We start from the raw sequence: 14497 nt of genomic DNA on the forward strand, positions 1-14497 counted from the left end.
TTTCTAAAGTGTCTTTCTAGAAAAGCACTCCACTAAAACGCCCGGCTGAATCATACTGACCCCGTGTCTGAACCCATATCGCCAGCGCCGCGGCCTGGCTCCGCACCCGGCTCCACCGCCCGCGGCTGCCTGGCGGCACTCGGCGCCATCGGCGCCGTACTCGTCGTCATCCTGCTGCTGAACCAGGGGGAGGACGACAGCGACACCGCCGCTCCGGGCTCCTCGACGAGCCAGGGATCGTACGACCCGTCCACCGGCACCCCGTACACCAGCGACCCCTTCACGGACACCCCGTCCACCGGCGATCCGTACGAGACCGCGACCGGCACCGCCACCGACGCCGCCCCCGCCCCCGCGGCCACCCCCACGAGCGAGGCCCCCACCCCCTTCGAGTCGGGCACCTGCCTCAACGGCACCCTGCCGGACTCGACGACCGCGCAGGAGGTCAACGACGTGGAGGAGGTCTCCTGCTCGGCGTCCGACGCGCACTACGAGGTGATCCAGACGATCCCCCTGACGTCGGAGATGAGCCGCTGCGACGACAACCCCAAGACGCAGTACGCCTTCTCGTACCGCTACACCCTCAACGGCTCGACCATCAACGAGTACGTCTACTGCCTGGTTGGCCTGGGCTCATACGCACGCTGAAAAAAGCGCGGCGCCCCAGCATCCACACGTACCGCACCCGCGCCCTCGTGCATTACAACTTTCTAGAAACATCTTCCAATCTGGGCACCCAGAGGTCCAGACTGAACCCCTGGCCGGACCCGCGTCCGCCCGTGCGGACGAGGGGGTCGCACGGCCGAACCCGGACCCGGCCACACTCTCGAGGACCACCTAGCGCTACATGGCACCACCTGGCACCGCTTGGCACCGCTTGGCGTCACCTCGCGCTCCACAAGACACAAGAACGCATCCGGCGCCAACATGACTCACACCCGGCACCCGACGTCTCCGCAGGTCAAGGGCTTGGCGCGCGCACCCACCCCCCACCCGACGCCACCACCCCTTGCACATGGCGCCAAACTGGTGCCATGATGGCGTCATGGACCTCACGCCGTATGTCGACACCCTCCGCCGCGAACTCGCGGTGGCCGCCGAAGCAGGCGGCCAGGACGCCCGCGAACTGGCCGAGCGCCTCACCGCCCCGCTGGAGTCGGCGACCCGTCTGACCATGCTCAACGTGCTCTCCGCCGCGATGGACGAGATCACCCGCGAGCTCGCCCCCGGCTCGGTCGACGTACGACTGCGCGGCCTCGACCCCGACTTCGTGGTGGTGCTCCCGCAGCACGAGGACCGCACCGAGCAGCTCGACGCACCGGCACCGCCTCCGGCCCCGGCGCCCACCCCGGCCGACGCCGACGAGGGCGGCACCGCCCGCGTCAATCTCCGCCTGCCGGCCCACCTCAAGGCCCGCGCCGAGGAGGCAGCGACCCGCGAGGGCCTCTCGGTCAACGCGTGGCTGACCCGAGCCGTATCGGCCGCGGTCGACACGGGCGGCGCCGCTCCCCGTCCCCCTGCGAAGACAAGGGCCATCGGTCAGAGCTTCACGGGCTGGGTGAGCTGACCAGCAGCCGCGAACCAGCCGGCCAACACCACGCCACCACAACACCACGCCACCACGTTCCCTCCCCTCCCAGCGGGGACGCCACGAACATTCAAGAGGGCCCAAGAGGACCCAAGAGGACGGGACAGCCATGCCTTCTTTCGACACTCCCCAGCCGATCTCGGTCAACGCCCAGGTGGACGCGGGCTCGATCCAGTTCGCCGCGGCCGACCGCGCCGACACCGTCGTGGAAGTAGCCCCCCGCGACCCGAAGAAGCGCCAGGACGTCCGGGCCGCCGAGCAGACCGAAGTCACGTACTCGAACGGCAAGCTGCACATCAAGACGCCCAAGCAGCGCTACCTCGTCGGCCCCACCGGAACGGTGGACGTGACGGTCGAACTGCCCACGGACTCCGGCGTCGAACTGAACGGTGCCTGGACCCAGGTGCTCGGCGAGGGCCGGCTCGGCGAGGTCCGCGTGAAGACGTCGTCCGGCGACGTCCGCCTCGACACGACGGGCCCCCTGAAGCTGACCGCCGCCCACGGCTCGATCACCGTCGACCGGGTCGAGGGCTCCGCCGAGATCACCACCAGCTCCGGCAGCCTGCGCGTCGGCATCCTGGACGGAGCCGCGGTCCTGAAGAACTCGCACGGTTCCACGACCGTCGGCACGGCGCTCGGTGACCTGCGCGTGAGCGGCGCGAACGGCGACATCAGCATTGAGCGCGCCGAGGGCTCGGTCACCGCCACCACCGCACACGGCACCCTGCGGGTCGCCGAAGTGGCCCGCGGGACGGTCCAGTTGGAGACGAGCTACGGCGCCATCGACGTCGGCATCCGCGAGGGCACCGCGGCCTGGCTGGACGTCAGCTCGGGCCGCGGACAGGTGCGCAACACCCTCACCGCGTCCGAGACCCCGGAGAAGACCGAGGACACCATCGAGGTCCGCGCCCGTACCCGCTGGGGAAACATCGACATCCGCCGCGCCCGAGCCTGACCACGACACCAGCGTCTCCCCCTCCCCTCCTCTCCACACCCCCCACCCCACCCCATCCCCACTCCACTCCCCCATCCCCACCTCCACCCTTCGATCGGGAGGACCCCATGCCTTCATCTGTCATGCCCACGTCTAATCAAACAGCCGCCGTAGCCGACCCTCCACGCCCCGCCGCCATCTCCACCGTCGACCTGCGCAAGACCTACGGCGACAAGGTCGTGCTGGACGGCATCGACCTGCACATCCCGGCCGGCTCCGTATTCGCACTGCTGGGCCCGAACGGCGCGGGCAAGACCACGGCAGTGAAGATCCTCTCCACGCTCATCACGGCAGACGGCGGTCAGGCCCAGGTCGCGGGCCACGACCTGGCCGCCGACCCGCAGGCGGTACGCGCGGCGATCGGAGTCACCGGACAGTTCTCCGCCGTGGACGGGCTGATCACCGGCGAGGAGAACATGCTGCTCATGGCGGACCTGCACCACCTGCCCAAGCGCGAAGGCCGCAAGGTCACCGCGGAGTTGCTGGAGCGCTTCGACCTCACCGAGGCCGCGAAGAAGCCCGCATCCACCTACTCCGGCGGCATGAAACGCCGCCTGGACATCGCCATGACCCTGGTCGGCAACCCCCGCATCATCTTCCTGGACGAACCGACCACCGGCCTCGACCCCCGCAGCCGCCACAACATGTGGGCCATCATCCGCGAGCTGGTGGCGGACGGCGTAACGGTCTTCCTCACCACTCAATATCTCGAAGAAGCCGACGAACTCGCCGACCGCATCGCCGTGTTGAACGACGGCAAGATCGCCGCCGAAGGCACGGCGGAAGAGCTGAAGCGACTGATCCCCGGCGGACACGTACGACTGCGCTTCACGGACCCCACCACGTACAAGTCCGCCGCCTCCACGTTGCGCGAAGCCACCCGCGACGACGAGGCGCTGTCGCTCCAGATCCCCAGCGACGGCACCCAGCGCGAGCTCCGTTCGATCCTCGACTGGCTCGACTCGGAGGGCATCGAAGCGGACGAACTGACGGTCCACACCCCCGACCTCGACGACGTGTTCTTCGCCCTGACCAGCAGCAGCACAACCCCCACCACCGCCCCCAACCCCAACCTCAACCCCCCAAAGGAGACAGCCCGATGAGCACGTACTCCCTCGCCCTGCGCGACTCGTCCACGATGCTGCGCCGCAACCTCCTGCACGCCCGCCGCTACCCCTCCCTCACCCTCAATCTCCTCCTCACCCCGATCATGCTGCTCCTGCTCTTCGTCTACCTCTTCGGCGACGTGATGAGCGCGGGCATCGGCGACGGCGGCGCCAACCGCTCCGAATACATCGCCTACATCGTCCCCGGCATCCTGCTCATGACGATCGGCGGCACCACGGTCGGCACCGCCGTCTCCGTCTCGACCGACATGGCCGAAGGCATCATCGCCCGCTTCCGTACGATGGCCATCCACCGCGGCTCAGTGATCATCGGCCACGTCATCGGCAGCGTCCTGCAAGCCGTCATCAGCGTCACCCTGGTCGGCGCCGTAGGGGTGGCCATCGGCTTCCGCTCCACCGACGCCACACTCCTGGAATGGCTCGCCGCCTACGGCCTGCTCATCCTCTTCGCCACCGCACTGACCTGGGTCGCCGTAGGCATGGGCCTCATCAGCCCCAACGCCGAAGCCGCCAGCAACAACGCCATGCCCATGATCCTGCTGCCCCTCTTCTCCAGCGCCTTCGTCCCCATCGACGCCATGCCCGGCTGGTTCCAGCCCATCGCCGAATACCAGCCGTTCACACCGGCCATCGAAACCCTCCGAGGCCTGCTCCTGGGCACCGAGATCGGCCACAACGGCTGGCTCACCCTCACCTGGACCCTCGCCCTGACCCTGCTCGGCTACTACTGGTCCAAGGCAAAATTCAACAACGACCCGAAGTAAGCAACCGCCATCGCCACCACCCCGCAAGAAGAGCAAGCCGCTATCGGGATTCGAACCCCAGACTTACGCAATAGAGTTGTCGGGTTCAGGTTCGGGAACGTCCACATTCATTCGGAAGCTACGGACCTCTCACGCTGCCCCGGAAAAGCGATGTGTAGCTTTTTGAGACCGCACGTCGCAGCGTGGAACGCAGCCCCGATCTCGCGTGCCCTCTTCTCCGTCTCGATCGGCCACATGGAGATGTAGTCAGCCCCAATGTTGGCCTACACCACCGTGCCATCCAGTACCAACGCTCCAACCGCGGACTGCAGGACAGTCAACGACTGGACCGGGACATAGGGCTTGCTGCTGTTCATAGCATCAAGCTCCACCTTCAAACGGCGCACATGCCGAGCGATGCACACAAAGATCGCGTAATTGGCGTTGGCGTCTCTATAGGCCGCATGGTGGTCTTCCGGCTTGGTGCAGTCGGGGATGAGTGCAGCTTGAAGGGAATTTCAAGGCACCGACATGCCCACATCGCCGCTGGCAGTCACGCAATGAATCACGTGAACACCCATCATCGCAGCCGCCCCCGCATCATCCGACAGCTCCCCCCCTACGTCACTGGTGAGTCCGGCTCGTCCCTTTTGGACACGGGACTATTTTGACTCTGGATCATCCTGCCGATCCTCGTCGGATACGTCCACGCGCGAGAAATCAAGCTCCACCGGCGCTGCAGGCGGGGCTGCGGTCAAGGAATTCAGGCCGACCGTGAGGCGCATTCGTGGGCTCAGATCGACAGCTACCGAACCCTTTGTAGCACCCGCAACACTTCGCAGCATCTCCAACGCCGGACTGGGTACAACCAAGCGCTCGGGGTGATTTGGCAATGAGAACGCCTCAACCCCGTGGTGAGACCGCGCCTTTGGGTTTGCGGATCGCCGAAGGCCGCGAAGCGGCCTACGCACTCCCGGATACAGCTCTGCATACAAACCGGAAAAGCTGGCAACGTGGGCCACGCCGTTCATGGTCAACCTGCAGATGGGGACAGTTTCGAGGCTCCGATGTTCAACCAAGTGAGCTGGCAGAAGAGCGTAGTCGTCTGAGAGAAGTCTCGCTACAGCCCAGAAGCTGGGTTCACCTCGTTGAGACGCGGCCGCATCCGCGTCGTGAAGGTCAACAAGTAACTGCCAGATATTCGACGGCTGCGCATTGCGGTGAAACTTCTCAAGGCGGAGCGGTATCTGACTCAGCTTCCGCTCGTACATCTCGCCCCACCGATGGAGTGCGAGCCGTGCGTTAGCTTGGCGGTCGCGGTCCGTATCGTAGTCAGCGATCACCCGCTCGCGCTCGGCCCGGACTTGCCTCTGCCGCAGCTCTCCCAGCTCATAGGTAAGTACCCGCCGGGTGCGCTGCACAGGTCGGCCATAGGCTGCCGCCAGCTCTATCAGCTCTCGGTCATCGGATGCTGGTCCCTTCCACTCACCCGGCATGGACACATATCGTCCGGCCAGCACCGTGACCAGTTCAGCGGCCCGCTCCTGGCGCTTCTGAACTGCCGGAGTCCTGTTGATAGCCCGCTCCAGGTTGACCCGTGTCACATGGAAGAGAGCCGCGACCTCGTCCAGGAAGCGTGGGCGACGACTGGGCACGATGCCCTCGTTCTCGAACCTGCGGTAGTTCTTCGGCGATACGCCCAGAGCATCCACTACGTCTTGAGCCCGCAGACCGCAAGCGCGCCGAACGTCGGCAACATCCCAGGAGGTGCCAGCCTGACGCTCCATCAACTCCGAGGGGTGGATACCCAACGCCTGCCCTAGAGCCTTCAGTCTTGGAGGATCTGGCACTCGATGCCCATTCTCGTAAGCCAGGATCTGCGCCTTGGTCGCACCAACCGCCTGCGCCAATTCCTCTGCGGTCATCGACATGACACCAGGACGCGCGTAGATGTTCGTTCGGTACGCCCGCAGCGCCGACGGGCTGAAGTTGGCCAGGCCCCGTGCCATCAGCGACCCCTTTCCCTCCGCTAGGACCATTTTAGGGGTACCATCTGTTTGCCACGACCGGGTGTCGCCACGAGATCGACTGCCAACTTGACCTGGGACTCTTGGTTTTTAAGTGGCAGAACTGGTGGATGTACGCGGGGAAATGCGCGACGTTGGATCCCGTCGGCCGCACCGTTTGAGGACTGCGGTCCACGTGTAGCAGTTACGTAAGTGGCCCTGACCCCCACGGTTCATGAGGCCGTAGGCGGGGGTGCAGGGCCGGCGTGTGGGAGTGTCACTCCCGGAGGGCCCTCTGTTCACAGCAGGGGGCCTTACGCCGTTAGAAGAGGTTTTCGATCTGGTGACGCAACCAGGCACCAAGTGCCTGGAGTGTCAGCCAACCGAAGACCTTCCGTGCGACTTTCCGGTTGTTTCGCTCCCCGCCATCCGGCGGGCTTTCCACGCGCTACACCTCCTCTCGGCCGCGGGGTCGATCGGCCCCGATCGGGTCAACCGATCGCGAATACGCCACGAGAGAAGATGTTGGGACGAGCTTACCGGGTCCCACCTACGACATAGGCCCGCTCAAGGCCACACTCGCGACCAACTCCGTTCATAAATGGTCGTTTGACAGGTAGTTGAGTTGCACACCACCTGCCCATCGGAGGGGTGACCTGCGAAGTCCTGGCCGAGCAGGCGCTGTTGAGGCTCCTCGTGCGAGTGTCCACCTGCGACCGGCGCGGCAGAGTGGGGCCCGAGGGTGAGGAGAACAACTACGACGCCTGAGGCAGTCGAGGCGACACCCTGCCCCACTGAATCCGAGCATGTGGCGTCCGTCACTCTCACCCCATCGGGTCGTCAGGCTGGCTCCGCCTGGTCCAGCAGCTCGAAATCGGCCTTTCGCAACGCTCTCCGACCCGACCCCGGCACGCAGCGCTCCCGTTTGCCCCTATTCGGTAGCCATGGCGTCCACCGTGCCCGCGCCGTGACCGATGGATAGGCGAACTAGCCCAAATCTGCCTTGAGATAGAGCCCTCGGGGTGAACCTCTCGGAGGAACTCAGCAGCGGTGAACCGGACGCCCTCCCACCCCGCGCGCCGACCTCAAGGAACCAGGGATCGACGACCGCCGCCTGCACGACGGGAGCCGCCACACTGCCGGCACCATCCTGAACGAGCTGGGCGTCGACATGCCCACCATCATGGAGATCCTGCGGCACACCCAGATCAGCCAGACGAGGCGCTATGTGATGGGCAGATCACACCTCTCGAAGGACGCGATGCGGCGCATGGGAGAGTTCTTCGCTCCCCCGTCTGCGGGCCCCACTGAGACCAGAACTGAGACCGCCGACCGCCGCGCCGCCCGTGCTCGGCTACGTCGCCGCATCCGTTAAAAGCAAAAGCCCCAGGTCACGGCGAGTGAGTCCTGGGGCTTCTACAGAGCCGCCTTCGGGATTCGAACCCGAGACCTACGCATTACGAGTGCGTTGCTCTGGCCATCTGAGCTAAGGCGGCACGCGTCCCGCACCTATGGTGCGATCAGCAGCGACGCCAAGTCTACACAGTTTCCAGGAGTGCTTCGTACACCCCCGGTGTGTGCGGCACCGGGCCCCGCATCACCCCTGTGAGCAGCGCTTTCCGTCCTCGGGGGCCTTGCCCTTCAGCAAGTACTCGTTGATCGCCGAGTCCACGCACTTGCTGCCGCGGCCGTACGCCGTGTGGCCGTCGCCCTCGTAGGTGAGCAGCTTGCCGGAGGAGAGCTGGTCGGCCAGGGACTCGGCCCAGCGGTAGGGGGTCGCCGGGTCGCGGGTGGTGCCGACCACGACGATCGGGGCCGCGCCTTCCGCCTCGATGCGGTGCGACTCCCCCGTCGCCTTCACCGGCCAGTACGCGCAGTTCAGCGAGGCCCAGGCCAGGCCCTCGCCGAAGACCGGGGACGCCTTCTCGAAGTCCGGGAGCGACTTCTTCACCTCGGCCGCCGTGTTGAAGGCCGGGGGCAGGTCGAGGCAGTTCACGGCGGCGTTGGCGAACATGAGGTTGGCGTACGTTCCGTCGCCGTCGCGCTCGTAGTAGCTGTCGGAGAGGGCGAGGAGGCCCGCGCCGTCCTTTTCCTTGATCGCGGCGGTCAGCGCCGTGCGCAGCTGGGGCCAGGCCGCCTCGTCGTACATCGCGGCGATCACGCCCGTCGTCGCGAGCGCCTCGCCGAGCTTGCGGCCGTCGGAGTCGCCGGCGGGGATCGGCGTGCGGTCCAGGTCGCCGAAGAGGGACTTGAGCCGCTTGCCCGCGTCCTCCTCGCTCTCCGTGCCCAGGGGGCAGTCCGACCGGCCCACGCAGTCCTTCGCGAACGACTGGAACGCCGTCTCGAAGCCCTCCGTCTGGTCGCGGTTCATCCGGCGGGCGGGCAGCGAGGGGTCCATCGCGCCGTCCAGGACCAGGCGTCCGACGCGGTCCGGGTAGAGCCCGGCGTACGTCGCGCCGAGGAACGTGCCGTACGAAGCGCCCACGTAGCTCAGCTTCTCGTCGCCGAGCGCGGCGCGCAGGATGTCCATGTCGCGGGCCGTCTCGACCGTGGAGACGTGCGGCAGCATCTCGGCGGAGTGCTTCTCGCAGCCCTTCGCGAAGTTCTTGAAGGAGTCGGACAGTTCGGCGGTCTCGGCCTGGTCGTCCGGTGTGATGTCCGTCTGCGTGTACGCGTCCATCTGCTTGCCGTTGAGGCAGGTGACGGGCTCGCTGCGGGCCACGCCGCGCGGGTCGACGGCGGCCATGTCGTACTGGGCGCGGATCTCTTCGGGGTAACCGAGGGCCGCGTACGACTGGAGGTAGCCGATCGCCGAGCCGCCGGGGCCGCCCGGGTTGACCAGGAGCGAGCCCAGGCGCTTGCCGGGACCCGTGGCCTTCTTCCGGGAGACGGCGAGCTTGATGTCCGGGCCGTCGGGCTTCGCGTAGTCCAGCGGCGCCTTCATCGTGGAGCACTCGAAGCCGGGGACGCCGCACTCGCGCCAGTTCAGCTTCTGTCCGTAGTAGGGGGACAGCTTCTCCGGGGTGGCGCGGGGCAGCGCGGCCATGGACGCGTCCGCCGTCGAGCTCCCGGCCGAGCAGCCGGAAATGAGCAGTCCGGCGGCCAAGAACACGGTCGCGGGGGTGCGGAGTCCTCTGATGCGCATCACGTGAGCGTAACGCTACGCGTTGGGATGGTGACGCAAGGTGCCCGTATGGGTGACTCCGTCAACCCCGGGGGGCGGGGCACGTCCATCGGGGCACGTCCATCCCGCGGGCCGGCCGCCCCCGAGCTCTCCCCGCGCCGGACGGCGCCTAGCCCGCCCGCAGCGCCACCGCCATCGCCTCGACCGCGAGCAGCGGCGCCACATTGCGGTCCAGCGCGGTGCGGCAGGCGCCGATCGCCTCGATGCGGCGCAGGGTGGACTCGGGTGAGGTGCCGCGCGCCAGGCGCTCCAGCATGTCGATCACCTCGGTGTTGGCCAGGGCCACGCGGGAGCCCAGTTGCAGGGTGAGCACGTCTCGGTAGACACCGGTCAGCTCGATGAGCGCGAGGTCGAGGCTGTCGCGCTGGGTGCGGGTCTTGCGGCGCTTCTGCCGGTCCTCGAGCTCCTTCATGATGCCCGCCGTGCCGCGCGGCATCCGGCCGCCCTTCTCCGCGCCGAGCGCCGCCTTCAGGTCGTCCGTCTCCTTGACGTCGACCTCCTCGGCGACCTGCTTCGCGTCGTCGCCCGCGGTGTCGATCAGCTCCTGCGCGGCCTTGAGGCAGCCGCCGATGTCCTCCACCCGCAGGGGCAGCTTGAGCACGGCGGCGCGGCGCTCGCGTGCCCGCGGGTCGGTCGCGAGGCGGCGGGCGCGGCCGATGTGCCCCTGCGTGGCGCGCGCGGCGGCCGCGGCCACGTCCGGCTCGATGCCGTCACGCCGGATGAGTACGTCCGCGACGGCGTCCACCGGAGGCGTACGCAGCGTCAGATGGCGGCAGCGGGAGCGGATGGTGGGCAGCACGTCCTCCAGGGAGGGCGCGCAGAGCAGCCATACGGTGCGGGGGGCGGGCTCTTCCACGGCCTTCAACAGGACGTTGCCCGCGCCCTCGGTGAGGCGGTCGGCGTCCTCCAGGACGATGGCCTGCCAGCGGCCGCCCGCGGGGGACATCTGGGCCCGCCTGACCAGCTCGCGGGTCTCCTTGACGCCGATGGACAGCAGGTCCGTACGCACGACTTCGACGTCGGCGTGGGTGCCGACCAGGCTCGTGTGGCACCCGTCGCAGAAGCCGCAGCCGGGGGCGCCGCCGAGCGCGCGGTCCGGGCTGGTGCACTGGAGCGCGGCGGCGAAGGCGCGGGCGGCGGTGGACCGTCCGGAGCCGGGCGGTCCCGTGAAGAGCCAGGCGTGCGTCATCTTCGACGCCTCGGGCCGCGGAGCGCCCGTGGCCACGGCGGTGACCAGCGTGTCGGCGTCCCGTGCGGCGGCGCCGAGCTGCTCACTCACCCGCTCCTGGCCCACCAGGTCGTCCCATACGGTCATAGGTCACCGCCTCCGCCCTGCACCTGCGTCGCACTGCGCGCCGTCACGTCGCTCCATCACGCCGCGCCGTCACTTCGCGCCGCCATTTCGCCCTGTCGAATTCATTGTGGAGCACGCCACTGACAACGCGGGCCGGCTCGGCTGCCGCTCCCGCCCGCCTCGCGGCCCCGCTCCCGCCAAGGGCAGCAGAAACGCCCGCCCACTGCGGGCGGGCGTTCCTGCCACCTTGGGCTCAGCGTCCGTCGCGCCCTCGGCCACGGCCACGGCCTCGGCCCCGGCCGTCCTGTTCGTCCTCCGGCTCCCCCAGCAACTCGTCGGCCAGCGAAGGCAGATCGTCCAGCGGAGTCTCCTCCGCCCAGTCCGAGCGCGGCCGCTGCCGAGGAGCTCCCTGCTCATCGACCTGGGGCAGCTCACGGGTCCGGTCGTTGCCGCCCCCGTCCGGCGAGGGCTCCGGGCGCTCGTCGCGGAAGTACCCCGGGGGCACCTTGTCCTCCTGTACGGCGGGAATCACCGCGGTCTCGTCGGCCGCACCGGGGACCTCCGGCTGCCGCAGCACCTCGGCGGTCTCCTCCGAGCCGGTCGTGTCCCGCACCGGCGGGAGCACCGCGGTCTCGTCGGCCGCACCAGGAGCGGGGGCACCAGGCGCGGGCGTACTCGGCGCGGGCGTACTCGGCGCGGGCGCACCCGGCTTCACCATGGGAGTGGGAACCGTCGTCTCGTTGTCCGGCACGGCATCCGAAGGGGACGCTGCCGGAGCCGGAGCCGGAGTCTGCTTCGGAGCCGGTGCCGGAGTCTTCGCCGGAGCCGGAGCCGAAGCCGCCCGGGTCGCGGCAACCGCCGTGGAAGCCGTCGAAGCAGCAGCCGCGGCAGCCGCCGAAGCCGCGGCCAGCCGCCGCGCCTCCTCGGCCCGCAGCAGCGCCTCCTCGGCCTTGCGCTGCTTCTCGACGCGCCGCGCCTCGGCCTCGGCCCGAAGCCGGGCCTCTTCTTCCTCCTCGCGGCGGCGCCGCGCCTCCTCGGCCGCGCGCACCTTCTCCTCGGCGAGCAGTCGCGCCTGCTCCTCCTCGGCCCTGCGCTTGGCTTCCTCGGCGCGCTGCCTGGCCTCCTCGGCCTGGCGCTCGGCCTCGCGGCGCTGCGCCTCCTCCAGCTCGCGGCGCTTGCGCTCCTCCTCCTCGGCGCGGAGCTTGGCGAGCTGCTCCTGGCGCTCGCGCTCGACCCGCTCCTCCTCGGCCTTGCGCGCGGCTTCTTCCTCGGCCTTGCGGCGCGCTTCTTCCTCGGCGGCCTTGCGGGCCTCCTCCTGCGCCTTCACCTCGGCCTCGGAGAGCGGCAGCATCAGGTCGAGCCGGTGCCGGGCCACGGTCGTGACCGCCTCCGGCTCCTGAGCGGCGTCGATCACCAGGTAGCGGCCCGGGTCGGCCGCGGCGAGGGTGAGGAAACCGGACCGCACGCGCGTGTGGAACTCGGCGGGCTCCGACTCGAGGCGGTCGGGAGCCTCCGTGAAGCGCTCGCGGGCCGCCTCCGGAGACACGTCGAGCAGCACCGTCAGATGCGGCACGAGCCCATCCGTCGCCCAGCGCGAAATGCGGGCGATCTCGGTCGGGGACAGATCGCGCCCCGCGCCCTGATACGCCACGGACGAGTCGATGTACCGGTCGGAGATGACGACCGCGCCCCGCTCAAGGGCCGGGCGTACGACCGTGTCGACGTGCTCCGCGCGGTCGGCGGCGTACAGAAGTGCCTCGGCGCGGTGCGAGAGACCGGCCGACGACACGTCCAGCAGGATCGACCGCAGCCGCTTGCCGACCGGCGTGGCTCCCGGCTCGCGCGTCACGACGACCTCGTGGCCCTTGGCCCGGATCCACTCGGCGAGCGCCTCGGCCTGCGTCGACTTGCCCGCGCCGTCGCCGCCCTCCAGGGCGATGAAGAAGCCCGTGGCCGCGATCCCCTGCGCCGGGTCGTCGCCGCCGCGCAGCGCGTCCCGCAGGTCGTGCCGGAGCGGAACGCCCTGCCGGTCGTCGATCTTGGCGAGCACCAGCGCGGCCACCGGCAGGAGCAGCGCGCCCACCAGCATCAGCGTGAAGGCGGCGCCTCCGTGGTCGAACACGAACTTGCCGTTGACGAAGCGGTGCGGCCCGATGGCCGCCGCGACCACGGGGGCCACCAGCGCGCCGAGCGCGACGAAGAGGCGGACGACCGCCTGGAGGTGTTCCGTCGTGCGCGCCCTGCGGTACTCCTCGACCTCCTGGTCGAGCAGCGCGTGCCCGGTGTGCGCGGCGACGCCCGCGGCGACGCCGGTGAGCACCAGGAGCAGCAGCACGGTCGTCACGTCGGGCACGAGGCCCGCGGCGAGCAGTGCGACACCGGTGAGGGCGATCGCGAGCGCGAGCAGCCGGCGGCGCGGGAGCGTGGGCAGCAGGGACGGCGAGGTCCGGATGCCGACGGCGGTGCCGCCGGTCAGCGCGAGGACGATCAGGCCGTACGTGACGGGCCCGCCGTCCAGGTCCTTGGCGTGCAGCACGGCGACCGCCACGGAGGCCGCGACGGCCCCCGCGATCGCGGCGCAGGCGGCGACGAGCAGCGGGATCGCGCCGGTGCGGCCCTTGTCGGTGCCGCTGCCGGTGCGCGGCCTGCGCAGTCCTTCGAGCGGGCTACGCGCGCGTGGCGTCTGCGTGGCGGGAAGTTCGAGGAAGTAGACGATCGAAAGCGAGGCCGCGAAGAGGCCCGCGGCCACGAACGAGCCCAGTCCGGCCTGGTGCACCTCGAACCAGTCGAGTCCGGCGCCGAGCAGGTTCCCGACCAGGGTGACGGCGACGAGCGCGGCGGCCGCGAGGGGCAGCGCCACGAATCCCGTACGCAGCGACAGGCGCCGCAGTGCGTCCATGTGGTCCGGCAGCGGCCGCACCGTCGCGCCCTCCAGGGGCGGCGCGGGCAGCAGCGCGGGCGCCGCGCTCTCCCGGCAGACCGTCCAGAAGCGCTCGGCGACTCCGATCACGAAGGCGGTGACGAGGAGCATCGCGAGGGCGTTGTCCGGCGTCCAGTCGATCCACAGCGGCGCGACGATGAGCAGCCCGACCCGCAGGCCGTCCGCCACGAGCATCGTCCAGCGCCGGTCCAGCGGCCCGTCCGGTGAGGTGATCGAGCTCAGCGGCCCCAGAAGCACCGCCCCGAAGAGGAGCGTCGCGAGAACGCGTGCCCCGAAGACAGCGGTGACCGCGAACGCGACCCCTCGATAGCCGCCCCCGAACGCGCCCTCCGCGATGGCCGCTTGCAGCGCGAGGACCACGAGGACAAGGAGGGCGAGTGCATCGCCGACACCTCCGACGAGCTGGGCGCTCCAGAGGCGCTTCAACTGCGGTACGCGCAGCAAGGCGCGGACAGCACGCTCTCGGGAATCTGCGACCAGGGCGTCGTCGGGGGCCGGGTTTCCGACCGTTGGCTGCTCGGCACGCGTCATCCGTCCAGCCTATCCGCACGGTGTGACACTCCGAAGGGGCGCCCGAACAAACGGGCGCCCCTTCGGTTCACACATTCACAGCGCGGCAC

Annotated in this window: 9 protein-coding genes, 1 tRNA gene and 1 pseudogene; 6 read left to right on the forward strand and 5 right to left on the reverse strand. The window is 69.2% G+C overall.

The genetic code is table 11. From position 1 onward, the window contains the following. Window positions 1–63 precede the first annotated feature (63 nt). From ACFUPX_RS27740 to ACFUPX_RS27760, 5 genes are all read left to right on the forward strand, one after another. On the forward strand, window positions 64–648 hold the full coding sequence (locus ACFUPX_RS27740; RefSeq protein WP_383328263.1) for a hypothetical protein: 585 nt from the start codon (window positions 64–66) through the stop codon (window positions 646–648). Between the two features lie 397 nt (window positions 649–1045). Then, window positions 1046–1567 (forward strand): toxin-antitoxin system HicB family antitoxin, encoded by a 522-nt coding sequence (locus tag ACFUPX_RS27745; protein ID WP_383328266.1) that lies wholly within the window; start codon window positions 1046–1048, stop codon window positions 1565–1567. 130 nt (window positions 1568–1697) lie between these two features. Further along, window positions 1698–2543 carry a DUF4097 domain-containing protein gene (locus tag ACFUPX_RS27750; protein ID WP_383328268.1) on the forward strand — a complete coding sequence of 282 codons (846 nt, stop codon included), beginning with the start codon at window positions 1698–1700 and terminating at the stop codon, window positions 2541–2543. 107 nt (window positions 2544–2650) lie between these two features. After that, the gene (locus tag ACFUPX_RS27755; protein ID WP_383328271.1) at window positions 2651–3685 is read left to right on the forward strand and encodes an ATP-binding cassette domain-containing protein; all 1035 of its coding nucleotides are present in this window, start codon (window positions 2651–2653) and stop codon (window positions 3683–3685) included. Then, the gene (locus tag ACFUPX_RS27760) at window positions 3682–4473 is read left to right on the forward strand and encodes an ABC transporter permease (protein WP_383328274.1); all 792 of its coding nucleotides are present in this window, start codon (window positions 3682–3684) and stop codon (window positions 4471–4473) included. Before ACFUPX_RS27755 ends, ACFUPX_RS27760 begins: the two co-directional genes overlap by 4 nt. Window positions 4474–5114: 641 nt before the next feature. Here ACFUPX_RS27760 and ACFUPX_RS27765 read toward each other — a convergent pair. Next, window positions 5115–6461, reverse strand: a complete 1347-nt coding sequence (locus tag ACFUPX_RS27765) for a helix-turn-helix transcriptional regulator (protein ID WP_383328277.1) — start codon at window positions 6459–6461, stop codon at window positions 5115–5117. Between the two features lie 1054 nt (window positions 6462–7515). On the opposite strand from ACFUPX_RS27765, the pseudogene ACFUPX_RS27770 reads away from it, so the two are divergent. Continuing rightward, window positions 7516–7833 (forward strand): annotated as a pseudogene (locus tag ACFUPX_RS27770) (tyrosine-type recombinase/integrase); the annotation flags it as partial. A 47-nt stretch (window positions 7834–7880) separates the two neighbouring features. On the opposite strand, the gene ACFUPX_RS27775 reads toward ACFUPX_RS27770, so the two are convergent. The 4 genes from ACFUPX_RS27775 to tmk all read right to left on the reverse strand — a co-directional run bounded on the left by ACFUPX_RS27775 (window position 7881) and on the right by tmk (window position 14408). After that, window positions 7881–7954: transfer RNA gene (locus ACFUPX_RS27775), tRNA-Thr, on the reverse strand. A 101-nt stretch (window positions 7955–8055) separates the two neighbouring features. Next, window positions 8056–9603, reverse strand: coding sequence for an alpha/beta hydrolase (locus tag ACFUPX_RS27780; protein WP_383328280.1), 1548 nt, complete (start codon window positions 9601–9603; stop codon window positions 8056–8058). A 148-nt stretch (window positions 9604–9751) separates the two neighbouring features. After that, entirely contained in the window at window positions 9752–10957 is a 1206-nt protein-coding gene (locus tag ACFUPX_RS27785) for a DNA polymerase III subunit delta' (RefSeq protein WP_383328283.1), read from the reverse strand. 232 nt (window positions 10958–11189) lie between these two features. Continuing rightward, a complete protein-coding gene (gene tmk / locus ACFUPX_RS27790) occupies window positions 11190–14408 on the reverse strand; it encodes a dTMP kinase (protein WP_383328286.1) in 3219 nt (1072 codons plus the stop codon). Between the last annotated feature and the right edge of the window lie 89 nt (window positions 14409–14497).

It is taken from the genome of Streptomyces sp. NPDC057302 (assembly GCF_042667685.1).
GTDB lineage: Bacteria > Actinomycetota > Actinomycetes > Streptomycetales > Streptomycetaceae > Streptomyces.

Coding starts and splice junctions, on each gene's coding strand:
- ACFUPX_RS27745 (WP_383328266.1), top strand. CDS start 1,046: ATGGACCTCACGCCGTATGTCGACACCCTCCGCCGCGAACTCGCGGTG.
- ACFUPX_RS27750 (WP_383328268.1), top strand. CDS start 1,698: ATGCCTTCTTTCGACACTCCCCAGCCGATCTCGGTCAACGCCCAGGTG.
- ACFUPX_RS27755 (WP_383328271.1), top strand. CDS start 2,651: ATGCCTTCATCTGTCATGCCCACGTCTAATCAAACAGCCGCCGTAGCC.
- ACFUPX_RS27760 (WP_383328274.1), top strand. CDS start 3,682: ATGAGCACGTACTCCCTCGCCCTGCGCGACTCGTCCACGATGCTGCGC.
- ACFUPX_RS27765 (WP_383328277.1), bottom strand. CDS start 6,461: ATGGCACGGGGCCTGGCCAACTTCAGCCCGTCGGCGCTGCGGGCGTAC.
- ACFUPX_RS27780 (WP_383328280.1), bottom strand. CDS start 9,603: ATGCGCATCAGAGGACTCCGCACCCCCGCGACCGTGTTCTTGGCCGCC.
- ACFUPX_RS27785 (WP_383328283.1), bottom strand. CDS start 10,957: ATGACCGTATGGGACGACCTGGTGGGCCAGGAGCGGGTGAGTGAGCAG.
- tmk (WP_383328286.1), bottom strand. CDS start 14,408: ATGACGCGTGCCGAGCAGCCAACGGTCGGAAACCCGGCCCCCGACGAC.